This window comes from Aureimonas ureilytica (assembly GCF_001475935.1).
Taxonomy (GTDB): Bacteria; Pseudomonadota; Alphaproteobacteria; order Rhizobiales; family Rhizobiaceae; genus Aureimonas; species Aureimonas ureilytica_A.
In genome coordinates this window covers 20,766-36,772 of record NZ_LDQA01000011.1, presented here as the reverse complement: position 1 = coordinate 36,772, position 16,007 = coordinate 20,766, and the positions used below count along the sequence as shown (strand labels likewise).

General features: G+C 67.7%; 13 protein-coding genes. 7 read left to right on the top strand and 6 right to left on the bottom strand.

Annotated elements, in window-relative coordinates; all coding sequences use genetic code 11:
- The first annotated feature begins 7 nt into the window (after window positions 1–7).
- Genes NS365_RS04375 through NS365_RS04355 form a run of 5 tightly spaced genes read left to right on the top strand, consistent with a single transcriptional unit; the run spans window position 8 to window position 7,328 of the window.
- Window positions 8–2,185 carry a GumC family protein gene (locus NS365_RS04375; RefSeq protein ID WP_058599064.1) on the top strand — a complete coding sequence of 726 codons (2,178 nt, stop codon included), beginning with the start codon at window positions 8–10 and terminating at the stop codon, window positions 2,183–2,185.
- Entirely contained in the window at window positions 2,178–3,536 is a 1,359-nt protein-coding gene (locus tag NS365_RS04370; protein WP_058599063.1) for an O-antigen ligase family protein, read from the top strand. Before NS365_RS04375 ends, NS365_RS04370 begins: the two co-directional genes overlap by 8 nt.
- Window positions 3,533–4,975 carry a polysaccharide biosynthesis C-terminal domain-containing protein gene (locus NS365_RS04365; protein WP_058599062.1) on the top strand — a complete coding sequence of 481 codons (1,443 nt, stop codon included), beginning with the start codon at window positions 3,533–3,535 and terminating at the stop codon, window positions 4,973–4,975. Before NS365_RS04370 ends, NS365_RS04365 begins: the two co-directional genes overlap by 4 nt.
- Window positions 4,972–6,075 carry an acyltransferase family protein gene (locus NS365_RS04360; protein ID WP_058599061.1) on the top strand — a complete coding sequence of 368 codons (1,104 nt, stop codon included), beginning with the start codon at window positions 4,972–4,974 and terminating at the stop codon, window positions 6,073–6,075. The genes NS365_RS04365 and NS365_RS04360 overlap by 4 nt, the downstream gene beginning before the upstream one ends.
- Window positions 6,076–6,104: 29 nt before the next feature.
- Complete coding sequence (locus NS365_RS04355) at window positions 6,105–7,328, top strand: hypothetical protein (protein ID WP_153003647.1); 1,224 nt, start codon at window positions 6,105–6,107, stop codon at window positions 7,326–7,328.
- A gap of 20 nt (window positions 7,329–7,348) precedes the next feature.
- Here NS365_RS04355 and NS365_RS04350 read toward each other — a convergent pair whose 3' ends face one another.
- Complete coding sequence (locus NS365_RS04350) at window positions 7,349–8,353, bottom strand: NAD-dependent epimerase/dehydratase family protein (RefSeq protein WP_058599059.1); 1,005 nt, start codon at window positions 8,351–8,353, stop codon at window positions 7,349–7,351.
- Between the two features lie 152 nt (window positions 8,354–8,505).
- Between NS365_RS04350 and NS365_RS04345 the strand changes: the two genes are divergently transcribed.
- Both NS365_RS04345 and NS365_RS04340 read left to right on the top strand, forming a co-directional pair.
- Complete coding sequence (locus NS365_RS04345; RefSeq protein WP_058599058.1) at window positions 8,506–9,444, top strand: glycosyltransferase family 2 protein; 939 nt, start codon at window positions 8,506–8,508, stop codon at window positions 9,442–9,444.
- Window positions 9,434–10,378: a glycosyltransferase gene (locus tag NS365_RS04340; RefSeq protein ID WP_058599057.1), complete on the top strand. Its 945-nt coding sequence runs from the start codon at window positions 9,434–9,436 to the stop codon at window positions 10,376–10,378. Before NS365_RS04345 ends, NS365_RS04340 begins: the two co-directional genes overlap by 11 nt.
- Before the next feature lie 16 nt (window positions 10,379–10,394).
- Here the strand turns inward: NS365_RS04340 and NS365_RS04335 are convergent, their stop codons facing one another.
- Genes NS365_RS04335 through NS365_RS04315 form a run of 5 tightly spaced genes read right to left on the bottom strand, consistent with a single transcriptional unit; the run spans window position 10,395 to window position 15,979 of the window.
- Entirely contained in the window at window positions 10,395–11,870 is a 1,476-nt protein-coding gene (locus NS365_RS04335) for a lipopolysaccharide biosynthesis protein (RefSeq protein WP_058599056.1), read from the bottom strand.
- A gap of 5 nt (window positions 11,871–11,875) precedes the next feature.
- Window positions 11,876–12,829: a glycosyltransferase family 2 protein gene (locus NS365_RS04330; protein ID WP_058599055.1), complete on the bottom strand. Its 954-nt coding sequence runs from the start codon at window positions 12,827–12,829 to the stop codon at window positions 11,876–11,878.
- Window positions 12,826–13,692, bottom strand: coding sequence for a hypothetical protein (locus NS365_RS04325; RefSeq protein WP_058599054.1), 867 nt, complete (start codon window positions 13,690–13,692; stop codon window positions 12,826–12,828). Before NS365_RS04325 ends, NS365_RS04330 begins: the two co-directional genes overlap by 4 nt.
- 58 nt (window positions 13,693–13,750) lie before the next feature.
- The gene (locus NS365_RS04320; RefSeq protein WP_058599053.1) at window positions 13,751–14,545 is read right to left on the bottom strand and encodes a WecB/TagA/CpsF family glycosyltransferase; all 795 of its coding nucleotides are present in this window, start codon (window positions 14,543–14,545) and stop codon (window positions 13,751–13,753) included.
- A gap of 6 nt (window positions 14,546–14,551) precedes the next feature.
- Window positions 14,552–15,979, bottom strand: a complete 1,428-nt coding sequence (locus tag NS365_RS04315; RefSeq protein WP_058599052.1) for an exopolysaccharide biosynthesis polyprenyl glycosylphosphotransferase — start codon at window positions 15,977–15,979, stop codon at window positions 14,552–14,554.
- Window positions 15,980–16,007: the final 28 nt, after the last annotated feature.

The window sequence follows — 16,007 nt, the reverse complement described above, 5'->3', positions numbered from 1 at the left end:
TTCGCTCATGCTCCATCGCGCCCCTTCACCTGTCGAGCGGGAACCGGCCTCCGCGATCCTGTCGCCCACGGAACTCCTGTTCCAGATCTGGGGTACGGCGCGGCGCCATCTGGTGCTGATCGGCGCGGTGACGGGCGCTTTTCTGGCGCTGGCCATCCTCTATCTGATGACAGCGGCGCCGCAGTTCACGGCCACGGCCGTCATGGTCATGGACGCGCGCAAGTCCACCACGATGATGAACCCGTCGGCCGCCAACCAGACCGAGACGCCGCTGGACAATCCGACCGTGGAAAGCCAGCTGGAAATCCTGCGCTCGGAGAACATCGCGTTCGCCGTCGTACGCAAGCTGAAGCTGGACGAAGACCCCGATCTGACGCGCCCGAGCGGGTTTGGCGCGCTCAAGGGCGCGCTCCGCTCGTGGATCTCGGCGCCCACGCCGCCGACCCCCGAGCAGAAGCTGCGCGCGGCCGCAGCGCTGGTCGATAACAATCTGTCGGTGCGCCGCGTCGGCGTCACCTTCGTGTTCGAGATCACCTTCACCGCGAACGATCCGGTGCGTGCGGCCGAGATCGCCAATGCGGTGGCGGACGCCTATGTCACCGACCAGCTCGACGCCAAGTACCAGTCTACCCGGCGCGCCGGCGTCTGGATGCAGGAGCGCCTGGCCGAGCTCGGCGCGCAGGCGACCGACGCCGAGCGCGCCGTGGTGGACTTCCGCGCCCGCAACAACATCGTCGATGCCGGCGGCGGGCGGCTCTTGTCGGAGCAGCAGCTGACCGAACTCAGCACCCAGCTTTCGGGCGCGCGGGGCACGGCCAGCGAGGCGCGCGCGCGCCTCGACCGCGTGGAGCAGGTGCTCGCCTCCGACCTGTCCGACTGGACGCTGACCGACGCCCTGCGCAACGAGGTCATCATCAAGCTGCGCAACCAATATTCGGAGGTGACCAAGCGCGAGGCCGATCTGATCAAGCGGCTCGGCAGCCAGCATCAGGCGGTCACCAACGTGCGCAACGAGTTGTCCGAGGTGAAGCGCTCGATCGACGAGGAGCTGAAGCGCATCGGCGAGGGCTATCGCAGCGATTACGAGATCGCGCGCGCGCGCGTCGAGACCATCGAGACCAATCTGAAGGAGGCGGTGGCCGAGGCGCAATTGTCGGGTCAAGCGCAGGTGCAGCTCCGCGCTTTGGAAAGCTCGGCCCAGAGCTACCGCGCGCTTTATGACAGCTTCCTCCAGCGCTACCGCGAAACGGTGCAGCAGCAGTCCTTCCCGCTGACGGAAGCGCGGCTCATCACCAGCGCCTCGCCGCCCAGTCAGAAGAGCAAGCCGCGCGCCTCGATGACGCTGGCCGGCGCGCTGGTCATGGGGGCGCTTTGCGGCTTCGGCCTCGCCTTCCTGCGCGATGCCACGGACAAGACGCTGCGCCGCCCGGCTGATGTGGAGCGCCAGCTGGGCTTCGCCTGCCTTGCCAATGTTCCCAGCCTGGAGGGGCCGGAAGCGGGGATGCTGCGCGAGGTCGTGGCCCATCCCATCTCGCGCTTTGCCGAGGCCATCCGCGCGATCAAGCTGGCGGTGGACGATCATCCGCCCGAGCGCGGGCCGCAGATCGTCGGCTTCCTGTCGGCGTTGCCGGGCGAGGGCAAATCGACATTGGCGGCCAATTTCGCCGAACTCGCCGCCCAGTCGGGCGCGCGTGCCCTTCTGGTGGACGGGGATTTCCGCAATCCCTCGCTGACGCGGCGTTTGGCCGGCACGGCCCGCCTGCCGTTCTCCGATCTTATCGGCGGCCGGGCCGCCCAGGCCCTCGTCAAGACGCGCGACCGCCGCCTCGACTTCCTGCCCGCCGTCCGGCTGGAGGAGGGCACGAGTTCCAACGACGTTCTCTCGTCCCCGGCCATGGCCGGCCTGCTGGCCGAACTCAAGCGCCATTACGATTATGTCGTGGTGGACCTGCCGCCGCTTCTGCCGATCATCGACGCGCGCGCCTCGGCCGAGATGATCGACAGTTTCGTCTTCACCGTGGAATGGGGCGGGACGCTCGCCGACAATGCGCGCCGGGCTCTCGAACTCTCCGACCGGATCCAGAGGAAAACCGTCGGCATTGTCCTCAACAAGGTCGATGGCCGCGCGGCCAAACGCTATTTCGAATATGAATACGCCCCCGGCAAGAGCGCCTATTATGGCTAGGCTTGCCGCCGGCCGCGTGCCGCCTCGCGCCTCCCATGGCTTTCGCCTCGAATGGGATCACCTGCGCATGGCGTCCTTCATCGGGTTCTTCCTGATGATCTGGTTCTTCCCGAACCCGAACGCCGTCAGCTTCCGCGAGGACCCGGGCGCGGGCCGCGAGGGCACGCTGATCGTGCAGCTTCTCTGGTTCGGATCGCTGGCCTTCGCGCTTCTCAACGTGCAGGACCGCTGGTCGGACGTGCGCCAGCAGTTCGACCTGTCCTTGATCCTCCTGATGGGCTGGTGTGCCGCCAGCGTGCCGATCGCCATCCTGCCCGACGTGTCGATGCGCCGTTACATCTTCACGCTGGTTGCCCTGCTCGCGACCATTCTCTGCGTGGCCTCGCCCCGGCGCATGGTGACGATCCTCTGGCTGTTCCTCGCCATCATCCTGGCCGAGACGGTGACGAAATATGTCTTCGTCTTCGCCCTGCCGGGCCTTGGCCGCCATGGCTTCCTCGGGGCCGAGCCGCAGCTGAACGGTTTGTGGAAGGGGCAGTTCGCGCACAAGAACATCGCCGGCCCGGTCTGCGTCTTCGAACTCTTCATCCTGTATGCGGCGCGGGGGCGGGTGCCGGCGGCCTGGCTCATGCTCCTCGCCATTCCGCAGGTGATTTTCCTCGTCATGTCGGGCTCCAAGACCAGTCTCGCGCTGCTCGTCGCGGTCTTCTGCCTCACCACCGCGATCCTGCGCACGCGGTCGCTCTTCGCCATTCTGGGTATCGCCAGCGGCGCGGTCTTCGCCATCAACGCCTTGACGATCCTCTCCACCATGAGCGACTTTTTCCATGATCTCGCGCGGGTGGTGATCGGTGACGCCAGCTTCACCGGGCGCACGGATGTCTGGGCCATGCTCGTGCGCTATATCGGCGAGCATCCGTTCATGGGCGCGGGCATGTTGTCCTTCTGGCAGATCGGCGCGGCCTCGCCCGCCGCGACGGACGGCAACACCTGGGTTTCCGTCGCCTCCTACGGGCATCAGGGCTATCTCGACACGGCCGCGACGATCGGCCTGCCGGGGCTGGCGCTGGCTCTCCTGTTCATCCTCGTGCGGCCCGTTCTGGACCTCGCCACCATTCCGCGAAACGACACGCGGCTTCTGGGCATGTTCGTGTCCTTCTGGCTCTTCGGCCTCCTGCACAATGGCACGGAGTCCAACATGCTGGGGCGCGCCGACAATGCCTGGCTGTTCCTGATCATCGGTGTCGCGGGCATTCGCCGCTGCCGTGTGGAAAGCGCCAAAAGGGCCTTCGTGCCCGAGCCCGCGACGCGCCGGCTGCCGCGCCCGCCCTCTCTGGCGCGGCGCGTATGACCCGGCACGCGCTGATCTATCTCATGGCCTTCGCCACGCCCGGCATCATGGGCTTCGTGTCTTTCGGCATCTATACGCGCGTCCTGAGCCCGGCCGACTATGCCGTGTATTCGGTCGGCGTCAGCCTCGCCTACCTGATCGGTAACGTGCTCTATGGCTGGTTGCGCTTCGCGTTGGGACGCTATCAGTCCGAAGCGCCGCAGACCGACTTCCTGCCGTTCACGCTGGCCTCGTTCGCGGTGCTCTCCGGTCTGGCCGTTCCCGCGCTGGCCCTCGGTGCCGTCCAGTTCCTGCCGGAGTTTTCGATCCTCGCGGTGTTCGCCGTCCTCGCCATGACGGTGGCGCAGGCGCTGTTCGACATCACGCAGGAGGTGCGCCGCGCGCGCCACCATTCCGCCGCCTTCGCTCGGCTCAGCATCGCGCGCAGTCTGACGAGCTTCACGCTCGGCACCGGCGCGGCCTTTCTGTTCGTCTCCGGCTCGGCCGTGGTGGCAGGCATCGCGGCGGGCTTTGCGGCGCTGTCCATCCTCTCACTCGTCGCTCTTCTGCGCGCCGCCCCGAGCGAGCGGGCAGGGGACGCTGTGATCCGGCGTTTCTGGCGCTACGGCCTGCCGCTCTCGCTTTCGGGCCTCGTCTTCTCCGGCAATGCGACGCTGGCGCGCCTCATCGTCGGCTGGTTGCTGGGTGCCGAGGCGGCCGGGCATTTCGGTGCGGCGCTCGATGTCACCAGTCAGTTGACCGGCATCGTCGCCGCCTCGGTCGCGGCCATTGTCGGACCGATGGCGATCCGCGCCCATGTGACATCAGGCCGACGCGGATCGAGCGAGCATCTGGCCGATGGCGCTGAGCTGTTTCTGGCCGCCATGGTGCCGGTGGTCGTGGGCCTGATCCTCGTTGCGCCCTTGTTCGGCGAGGTCGTGGCGGGCCGGGCGTTCGAGGCCGAAGTCGGACTTCTCATGCCGCTTCTGGCGCTCTCGCGCGGGCTCAACGCCTTCGCCCAGTTCTATCTCCATATCGGCTTCCAGATCGTGGAGCGCCCGCTGCGGCAGGTCGTCTGCGGCGCGGTCACGCTTCTGGTCAATGTGGGGGCGTCGATCCTGCTGATCGGTCCGTTCGGCGTCCTCGGCGCGGCCTATGGCATCGTCTTGGGGGACATCGTGGGCGTTCTGGTGTCGATCCTGCTTCTGCGGTCGGTGTTCCCCATGCCAGTGCCGCTCCCGAGCCTCGGCCGGGTCGGTCTGGCCGCGCTGGCCATGACGGCAACCTGCCTCGCCGTCCTGCATGGGGCGGAGATGTCGCCCACTGTTCTTCTGGCACTCACGGTGCTGGCCGGGGCTGGGACCTATGGGCTCGCGGCTGTTCTGCTCGATGTCGCGAACCTGCGGCGGGACGTCCTGCCCCAGGCACTCCACTGGCTGAAGGGAGGCCGCCGCGCATGACCTCGCCCGTCGCACGCTCCGCCTATTTCGAAAGTCTCGACCTCATTCGCGGCCTCGCCGCGCTGGTCGTGCTGGTTTACCACGTCGATTTCATGTTCGGCCTGCGCGGCCATCTCCTGCCGGGCGGCTATCTCGCGGTCGATCTCTTCTTCCTTCTGAGCGGCTTCGTCCTGTCGCTGACCTATGGCGAGCGCGTGGCGAGCGGCGCGGTCGGCTTCGGGCGCTTCCTCACGCTGCGCCTGGCGCGTCTTTATCCGCTGTTTCTGGCGACGACCGTCTTCGGCTTCTTCGTGATGACGGCGCGTTTCCACGCCAACGAAGGCTGGATCGACGCCGCGCGACTCGGGCCGACCGGGGCCGTCAACCTCGCGATGCTGCCGAGCTTCTTCGAGCCCTATGGCAAGGAGACCCTGTTCCCCTTCAATGGCGCGACCTGGTCCATCTTCTTCGAGATGATCGCGAGCTTGTCTTTCTTCATCGCCTTTGCGCGACTTGGCACAGGCCCGCTTCTCCTTGTCACGCTGGCCGCCGGAGCGGGTCTGCTGGCCGCCATCCTGTTCTACGGCAGTGCCGATATCGGCTGGGCCACGTCGAACATCTGGGGCGGCTTCCCACGCGTCTTCTTCTCCTTCGGCCTCGGAATGCTGCTGCATCGGGCCTACCGACGCCGCCCATGGACATGCCCCGCCATCGGGCTCGGCGCGCTTCTGGTCGCGTGGCTGGCGATCGTCCAATGGAAGCCCGCGCTCGGCCCTGCGCCTTGGGTCGATCTCCTGACGATCGGCCTTTTCATGCCCCTCCTGGTCGCCGCCGGCATCGGCGCTTCGCTGAGGCCCGTCCCGGCCTGGGTCGCTCGTTGGCTGGGAGACATGTCCTATGGCGTCTATCTCAATCAAGGCGCGCTGATCATCGTCGCGGCGGGCCTGTGCAAGGCGCTTCTGGGGCGCGGGATCGAGACCCTGACACCGCTCGCCGGCTTTCTCTTCGTGCCCGCCGTCATGCTCGTTTCGCTGGTCACGTTCCATGGTCTGGAGCGGCCGGCGCGCGAGGCCTGGCGCGCGGGATGGCGGCGTGGCTTCCGCCGGAAGGCGGACGCGTGATGCGGCGCCCGAGATATCAGCAGATGAGCATGACCCGCATGTCCCCCGCCCCGTCCGTCACGCTGCCCGAACGACAGGAGGCGGTCGAGACGGTCCGCTCCCTCGTGCTTCCCGAGGACGCGCCGGTGCGCCGCATTCCGAGCCGCCCCGAGGAGTTTCGCGGCGCGGATTTCGACGCGCGCTTCGACTTCCACACGCTCGTCTTCGATGCGGTGGGCAGCGAGGATGGGCGCCACGTGCGCCTTCTCTGCCCGGCGCTTTTGAACCTGCGCGAGCCCGTGCTGGCCGCCGGTATCACCGCGCTGCCCTCCGGCCGGCCCTGCCGCGCCCATCACCGCCTGCTCGACCGGCACGAGGAGTTTCTGGTCGAGGTCGAGCCGGGCACGCAGGCGCTGGAGATCGACGGGCCGCTCGGTCGCTTCCGCGTCGAGGTGAGCCCGCCGCGCTTCGATGCGTTCGAGGGCGAGCGCGTCGTCCTCACCCTGTCCAAGAACAACGAACTCGTCTGGCTTCAGGACTGGGCGCGCTTCTACCGCGATGTCCATGGCGCGACGGCGCTTCTGATCTATGACAACGGCTCCACGCGCTACGGGCCGGAGGAACTTCTGGCGGCGCTTCGCGAGGTCGAGGGGTTCAGGCGCGTGACCGTCGTCCAATGGCCCTTCCGCCACGGGCCGCCCGGATATGGCTCCAAGCGCTATTGGGACTCCAATTTCTCGCAGCTCGGCATGTTCGCCGATGCGCGCTGGCGCTTTCTTCAGCGCGCGCGCTCGGTGCTCAATTGCGATCTGGACGAGCTGGTCCTGTCGCGCTCGGGCCGCTCGGTCTTCGAGGCGACGGAAGCCTCCCCCGCCGGCGTCACCTCTTTTTATGGGGACTGGGTTTTCGGGATCGAGGGCGTGACGCGTCCGCTGGACGAGGCCGCGCCCGCGCGCTTCACCGATTATCGCCACAAGCTCGCGCCCGTCGTGACCTATCGCTATGGGCTGATCCCGCGCTATCCCATGCGCTGCAACCCGAAATGGGCCGTCGTGCCCGCCCGCTGCCCGCCGGAAGCGCAGTGGCACACGCACACGATCAACGGCTGGTGGCGGGCACGCCTCGTCAGCCGCGACTTCCGCTTCCGCCATTTCCGCGAGATCAGCACCAACTGGAAATATGACCGTTCCGAGCGCGAAAGCTTCGACCCGGCGCGCCATGCGGAGGACGAGCTGATGGCCCGGAGCTTCGCGCGGGTCGATTGGGCGCGATGATGGGAGGCGGGGAAAAGGGCTCAAGGCGCGCTCACGCCGCCGGGATAGCGCGCGCGAAACCAGCGCACGAAGCGCCGGACCCCCTCTTCGACGGGCACTTGCGGCTGGTAGCCATAGTCGCGCGCGATCGCGCCGATATCGGCGAACGTGCCCTCCACGTCGCCCGGCTGCATCGGCAGAGCCTGACGGATCGCCGGCCGGCCGATGGCCTGTTCCAAAAGGTCGATAAAGGCGGACAGGCGCACCGGCCGTCCGCAACCGAGATTGTAGATCGCGTGCGGGCGCTCGGCCGGAAGGGTGAGCGGCGTCAAGGCGACCGACAGGATCCCGGACACGATGTCGTCGACATAGGTGAAGTCGCGCCAGTGCGCCCCACCGCCATAGACCTCGATCGGCTCGCCCTTCAGGATCTTGTCGGTGAAGCGCCAGCAGGCCATGTCGGGCCGCCCGAACGGACCATAGACCGTGAAGAAGCGCAGCCCGACTTGCTCCAGCCCGAACAATCCGGCATAGGTCTCGCTCATCAACTCGTCCGCCCGCTTGGTCGCGGCATAGAGCGAGGAGGGCCTGTCGGACACGTCCGTCTCGGCCGAAGCCGTGAGCCCGGTGCCGCGATAGACCGAGGACGACGAGGCATAGACGAGGCGCGGCGGCCGGCTCATGCGTCGGCAGGCTTCGAGCACGCTGAGATGGCCTGTGACGTTGGCGCTTGCATAAGCGAAGGGCTCGTCCAGCGAGCGCCGCACACCCGCGCGCGCGGCCAGATGCACCACGAGATCGGGCGTCTGCGCCCGCATCAGCGCCGCCAGTGGTTCGGGCTCGGCAATGTCGAGCGGGCGAAAGGCGAAGCCGGCATGGCGCGACAGGAGCGCCAGACGCTCACGCTTGAGGCTGACGTCATAGCTATCGTCCAGACAATCGAGGCCGAGAACCACGACTGGCCCGTCGCTCGGCGAGGACAGCAGCCGATCTGCCAGATGGAACCCGATAAAGCCCGCCGCGCCGGTGATGACGATCTTGCGCACGCGGTTTTCTTTCGACAGCGGTCCCGACCTTCCAATCCCGTGCGGACGGAAATGCCCTTATAGGTAGAGTTTAGCGGAAGCATAATTTACATCAGGTTGCATCACCCAAGGGCGTTGGGTCGGGCAAACAGGTGCGGAGCGTACAGGCGAATATGGCTGGACAGGACAATATCGTGGTCGCGATCCCGACCTGTCGCCGGCCACGCGCGTTGCGGCGCTGCCTAGAGGCCGTGGGGCGGCTCGACCACGCGGGGCCGCTGCGCGTCATCGTGGCGGAAAACGATATGGAGCGGCGCGAGGGGGAGGCGGTCTGCGCGGCGCTTGTCGCCGAGGGCTATCGCTGGCCGCTGCAACTCGTGCCGGCGCAGGAGCGCGGCGTGGCGGCGGCGCGCAACGTGCTGGTGCGCGCCGCGCTGGAGGACCCCGCCGTGTCGCACATCGCGATGATCGACGATGACGAATGGCCGCAACCGGATTGGCTGACGCAGCTTCTCGCCGTCCAGCGCCGCGAGGGCGCCGATGTCGTGGGCGGCCCGGTGGATCGCTCCTATGAGCGCCCGCCGGCGGCCCATGTCCTGCGCGCGTCGGAAGGGGCCTATGGCGCGCTGCGCACGGGGCGGGTCGATCTGGTGGATGCGACCAGCAACATCCTGTTCGACGCGGCCCTGTTTCGCGCGCGCTCCGAGCCCTGGTTCGACCCGGCCTATTCGCTGCTCGGCGGCGAGGATCGCGACTTCCTGATCGGGCTGCAACTGGCCGGCGCGCGCTTTGCCTGGTCGCGCGAGGCGGCGGTGCGGGAGGATTATCCCGCCAGCCGCTGCACGCTCGGCTGGATGCTGCGCCGCGCCTATCGCAGCGGCAACACGGACATTCTCATCAATCTCAAGCACCGCCCGCCGAGTTTCACGCCGCTGCGCGAGACCTCCAAGATCGCCGGCGCGCTGGGTGTCGGGCTCGTGTCCGCGACGCTTCTGGCCTGGAAGCCGCAGCGGCGGGTGGCCGGCCTTCTGCTTCTGGCACGGGCCGGCGGCAAGCTCGCGGGGCTGATGGGCCTGCGCTACCAGGAATATCGGACCATCCATGGCGGCTGATCTTTCGTCTTCCCCGGCCACCCCCCTCGTCGCCGTCGTGATCGCGGTGCGCAATGGCGCGGCGTTCATCGAGGAGGCGGTGCGGAGCGTGCTCAAGCAAGGCGCGTGTCTGGCCGGTGTTGTCGTTGTCGATGACGGGTCGACGGACGATACACGCGAGCGCGTCGCCGCGATGCGCGACCCGCGCATCCAGCTTCTCTCGAATCCCGGTCACGGCGTCTCGTCCGCGCGCAATGCCGGGGCCGCGCTTGTGCCGGAGGCCGGCTGGCTCCTGTTTCTGGATGCGGACGACCGGCTGGCGCCCGGCGCGCTGGACCATCTCCTGCGGCTGGCGGTCCAGGGCGGTGAGCCGCCTGTCGCCGTCTATGGCGATTACGAGCGCATCGCGGCGGACGGGCGCGTCACCGGCCGTCGCCATCTCCTGCGCCGTCGCCGCGCCAAGCCGAGCGGTCTGATCCTCGAACGGCTGCTGTCGGGCAATTTCCTGATCAATGGCGGCGTGGTGCTCGTGTCCCGTTCAGGGTTTGCGGCCAGCGGCGGTTTCGATCCCGCGCTTTCGCTTTGCGAGGACTGGCATCTCTGGTGCCGTCTCGCGGCACTGGGGCCGATTCTCTATACGCCGCGCCATGTTCTGGACTACCGCGTCCACGGGGCCAGCGTGATGATGGGCGGCCATCGCCGCTTCGCCGATTTTCGTCCCGCGCTGGAGCGCATCTATGCGGACGCCGCCGCCCGCCCCGGCGCGGGCGACATGCCGCTGGCGCGTCTCAGGCGCGAGGCGGAAGTGGCGTTGATGACCTATTGCGCCGCGCAGGCCTTTCGCAATGGCGGGCGCTGGACGGGCGTTCGTCTTGCGCTGGGCGCGCTCAAGCATCACCCGCGCCGCGCGCCCTATGTGGCGGCGCGCTTCGGCGGGGCGATGGCCGGGCTCTGACGCCGCTCCGCGCCTGTCAGGGCGCGCTGGCCCCGCCTTTCGCGGGGCGCCTGATGAAGCGCAGGAGATCGGCGAGGAGCCCCGGCCACAAGAGAACCGGGATCGCATAGGCCGTCAGGCCCCCGACGACCAGCACCGCGATGCGCAGCGGGTCGGGGAAGCTTTCGACCAGCGCCGTCTGACGCAGACCCAGCAGCGTCACGACCATGATCAGAGTGCACGCGGCCGAGGGAAGCAGCGTGCGCAGCACCTCGCCGGGGCGCAGCCCGGTGGAGCGGCGGAGCAGCAGCAGCGCCAGAGGCACGGAGGCGATGTTGCGGCAGACATAGCCGATCGCCACTGCCCCGACGCCCCAGCCCGCCGCGCAGAAGGCCACCGCGAGGCTCAAGGAGAGATCGAACAGGCTGAGGGCTAGAATGCTCCGGCCTTGCCCCAGCGCGGTCAGGATGGTCGGGTTGTGGAAGGTGATGGGTAGCGGCAGCGCCGACAGGGCGAGGATCTGCGCGATCGGAATGCTGGCGGTCCATTGCGGGCCGAACAGGGCGGGAAGAGCCTCCGGGGCGATCAGCGCCGCACCCGCGAAGGCGGGATAGATGACGAGAGAGGTCAGCTGGAGAACACGCAGATAGGCGCGGTTGCGCGCCAGAGCATCCGACTGGAGCGCCGAGAAGGAGGACAGCGCCACCGAGGAAAGCGGGCGGATCGTCACGTCGAGGATCAGGTCGAGATAGCGCGCGCCGATCCGGTAGAGGCCGAGCGCGGCGGTGCCCAGAACCGAGCCGACAATGAGATCGAAGGTCTTGGGGATCGCCATGTTGACGAAGGACGAACCGGCGAGCCAGGCCCCTGCCGCCATCTGGCGGCGCGCGATCGCGAAGGAGAACTGGAAGGCGGGGCGATAGCCGTTCCACATCCACAAAAGGCCGCTGTTCAGGATCGAGAAGGTCAGCCGCTGGAAGACCAGCGCGTAGACACCGAAATCCAACGCGATGAGCGCGACGGCCACGAGGCCGGAGGAGACGGTCGCCAGCATGGTGCGCTTGGTCAGAAGGGCGAACTGGAACTCCTTGCGCATCAGCGCCTCGGGATTGACGCCGATCGCGTAGATGAAGGTCGAGAGCGCCAGGATTTGGACGATCGGCTCCAACTCGGGCGTGTCGAAGAGCGCGGCGGCCGAGCCCGCCCCGACATACAGGAGCGCCATGGCCAGAAGACCGAGAGCGACGCTCAGCCAGAACGAGGTGTGGAGTTCGAGCGCTGTAAGATCCTTGCGGTAGATCAGGACGTCGGTCAGCCCGGAGCGGCCGAAAATGTTCAGGAAGTCGATGAGAATGGTGGCGATCGCCACCGTGCCGAACTCCGCCGGGCTCAGATTGCGGGCGAGGATGGCGAAGACGACGAAGCCGAACAACTGCTGGCCGAGCGAGCCGCCGAGGCTCCACAGCGTGCCGGCCATCATCTTGGATTTCAGGTTGCGCTCAGGGCTGGGCATGAGACCTATCGCTTCCAGCGCCGCGCGAGCGCGCGAAATCCCTGCCGCAGGACGGAAGGGTGGCGCGCGGCCCGAACCAGCGCCGAGGGGGACTTGCGGCGCAGGAGGCGAAGGAATTCGCCATAGGCGGCGCGGCCTTCGAAACTGGCGATCCGCTGCTCGAGGAGGGCGGCCTCCGCGGGCGTGAGCCGCGCGCGATAGGTTACCAGAAGCGCGCGATTGGCGCCAAGCGCCGCGCCGAAATCCGGCTGGGTCTGCGACATGTCCGAGGCTTTGCGGGAGACCGGCCCGTGACGGGGCGTGTAGACGTAGCCCGCCTCCGGCACGAGCTGGAAGCGCGCGCCTTCCAGTAGACAGCGGAACAGGAGGTCGAAATCCTCGGCATATCGCTGCTCTTCGGCATAGGCGAGTTGGCGGCGGGTCAGGAACTCGCGGCGCCACACGGGCTTGAGCCAGCCATAGGGCGTGCGATCGGGCGAGAGATCGTGGCGCAGAAGCTCCGCCAGCGACAGAAGAAGCGGCTCGCGCAGCTCCGGATAGGCCGTTCCCACGACGGCATCGCAGCCCCGGTCGTAGATCGCCAGATCGTCCGCCACCATGTCGCACCCCTGCTCGGCAGCAAAGCGCGTGAGGGTTTCCAGACGTGTCGGCTCGAACCGATCGTCGGCATCCAGAATCGCGATCCACTCGCCGCGAGCCTCGCTCAGGCCGCGATTGCGCGCGACCGATGGTCCGCCATTGCGGGGCAGGGCGATGACGCGAAGGCGGGGGTCCTCACCGGCCAGCCCCCGTGCGATCGACAGGCTGTCATCGGTGGAGGCGTCGTCCACGAGGATGATTTCGAGATCGCCAAGCGTCTGCGCCAGCACCGACCGCACCCCCGTTTCGAGGCAGGCGCGGGCGTTGAAGACGGGAATGACGACGGAGACGCGAGGGGCGTTCGCAGAGACTGATGTCATGCCGTTTCCCAGACGCGGCCGAATTCTCGGGTCAGCGCGGCGAACTGCGCGTCGTTGGCCGAGCCGCTGGCGTCGTTTTCGATATAAAGCGCGCTGCCCTGGCTGCCGGTCCAGTTCCGAAAGCGAACCTTCGGGCCGACCTTGCGAAACTGAAGGCCCGCGCGGCGCGCCATCACATAAAGCCACATGTCGTCGGCGGTCGGCGCCAGACGGCGCGCGGCGTCAAGGTCGAGCACATCGGGATGCAGGAGCGAGGGCACATAGACCACGCCGCCAAGCCCCGTCGGAAAGAGGGTCGGGGCCGTCCTGCGCTCGCTTGTGTTCTGCCGCCACGCGCCATAGAGCAGGGGCGCCCCATGGGCATCGAGCGTGATCTCGTGCGCGCGAAAGGACGGAATAGCCCTCTCGTTGGCAACGGTCAGGCCGGAGGTCAGGTCCGCCAGCCAGCTTGGCCAATAATAGGCATCGTCATCGGTGGTGACGACATAGGCGTCCGGGTGCTCGGCGAAGCTCCAGGCATATTTCTTGTAGGATCGCACGTCTTCGCAGAGGCCGATCCGAAGGCCATCGTCCTGAAGATCCAGAACCTCTCGCGGCAGGCCGGCATGGTCGCGATGCGCGATCCACAGAACGGTCTCATCGGCCCTGACGCTCTGCGCCAGAAGACTTTTGAGTGTATAGGCCAGCGTGGCAAAGCGCGGCGGGTAGGAGGTGAGGGAGACGACGAGCGGCCGGGTGAGGCCGTGGGCGCAAGACCGGGCTCTCTGTTGTCTCCAGCACGTATCGACCCACCAGCGGACCGCCGGGTCCGACGCCGTGAAGGCGTGGCCCTTCATCGTCTGCAGCGCATTACGCAACGCCATGGAGGTTACACTTCACGTTCGAAACATCGGGGGCGGGCGGTATGGTCGCGGGCCGCAATCAGGGGCTTTGCGGGCGCTGCGTCCAGGCGCGGCGCGCCAGATGGCCGGCCAGAAGAGGCGGTTCCAGAAGATAGCGGTGCGCCATTCGGCGCGGATCGGCAGCCAGGCGATGCAGCCATTCCAGCCCCCAGCGCCCCATCCAGCGCGGCGGCGTCGGCTCGAAGCCGGCGAAATAGGCAAAGGCCGCCCCGCCCAGCCCGACGACGGGAACCGCGAGGCGCTCGCGATAGGCGTCCACGAAGCGCTCCTGACGCGGCATTCCCATGCCGACCACGAGGAAGTGCGGCTCGGCTGCCGCGATCCTGGCCAGAACCGCCTCCAGTTCGGCGGACCCTCCCGTCATGTCGAAGAAGCCGTGATGCCCGTCGATCCGAAGACTCGGCCAGCGAGCCCGCGCGAGCGCGAGGCCGGTTTCCAGAACCTCCGGCGTGTGGCCGAGCACGAAAACGCCTTTGCCCTCCCGCGCGGCGCGCTCGAAACTGTCCGTCAGCCAGTCCACCCAGGTCGTGCGATGCGCCCGCTCCACCTTGTGCCCGCGCGCCCGCAGCATCCAGACGAGAGGCATCCCGTCGAGGATCACCAGCGTGTCGGGCCGCGCCAAGAGCCGATCATAGGCAGGATCGACATGGGTGACGTAGAGCCCGTGCAGATTGGCGCCGCCGAGCACGATCCGCGTGCCCGGCGGACGCGGCCGGAAAATCTCGTCCAGCAGCTCGGCCTTGGTGAGCGGGTGGAAGCGCAGGCCCAGTTCCACGATCTCGCGCGGAAAGGTCGGAGAGGTCGCGTCCAGCACCGAGGCTCAGCCCGCGTTCCGATAGGCCGCCCGCGAGAAGGCGGTCATCAGGATGATCTTGAGATCGAGCAGGAAGGACCAGTGATCGACATACCAGAGATCGTGCTCGATCCGGTCCGCCATCTTCTTCAGCGTATCGGTTTCGCCCCGGTGCCCGTTGATCTGCGCCCAGCCGGTGATCCCAGGCCGAATGTTGTGGCGGCGATGGAAGAGCTTGATTTCCTTGGCGAAGGTCTCGTTGAGGGCGATCGGATGCGGGCGCGGGCCGACGATCGACATTTCGCCGAAGAGAACGTTCAGGATCTGAGGCAACTCGTCCAGATTGGTGCGTCGCAAAACCGCCCCGACGCGGGTGATGCGCGGGTCGTTGCGGGTCGCCTGACGGAAGGCCGCGCCGTCCTCCATCACGCGCATGGAGCGGAACTTGAAGACGCGGATCGGCTGGTTGCCGTAGCCATGCCGCGTCTGGCGGAAGAAGACGGGACCCTTGGAGTCCAGGCGGATCGCCGCCGCAATGGCCAGAAGAAGCGGGGCGAGGAAGATCAGCGCGCCCAGCGCAACCGCGAAGTCGAACACGCGCTTGAGCAGCAGTTGCAGCCGCGACAGGGGGCGGTTGCGCACGACGGCCGCCGGCAAGCCGGCCAGCCCGTCGCCCTTGGCCCTCCAGAGCGGGCTGTTGCGGTGCGGCAGAACTTCCACCGTCACCGGCGTCTCGCTGAGATCGTGCAGGAGCCGGTCCACGAGATCGCCCAATTCGGCCGAGGTGTGGACGAGAACACGCTCGACGCCGCTCTCGCGGCAGGTGTTCACGATGGCGCGCAGCGTTTCGGCCTCGTCGGCGCGCGCCGTGTCCGCCAGCGACAGGCGGGCCACGACATGGCAGCCCCGCGCCGACAGGCGCGCCTGAAGCTGGGGATCGAGCTGGGCGTCGCCCACGATCATCAGGCGCTGGCGCTCGACCCGCCCCTTGGCGAGGCGCTCGCGCAGAAGGCGCTGGAAGACGCTGCGCAGGGTGAGAACCACGAGCCCGCTCGTGACGAATTGCGAGAAGAAGGTTCCTCGCGAATAGCCCTCGTCGAACCGCGTGACGAAGAGGACGGCCAGAAGCGCGGTGAAGATCCGCAGCGTCGTCACCAGCCCGGACCAGAGAAAGCCCGGCCCCGGTTCGATCGCGCGCTCGTAGCTGCCGCGCAGCAGCGACAGTCCGGCGACGCCGAGCCCCAGCGCCGCGCCGACCGCCATGGTCACGGAGCGGTCCGGGTGCCATTCTAGCGCGTAGGACCAGTAGAGATCGGCCGTCGCCACCGCGACCAGCGAGACCGCCAGCGTTTCGCAAAGGGCGAAGCCGTGGCTCAACCGCTCGAAACGGAGAATCCCCTCCAGACGGGCGTGCCCTTGCGACACATCGTTTCCGACCCATTGATCCGTCGACATGCTTCCCCCGCATCGTCCACGAAGCCGG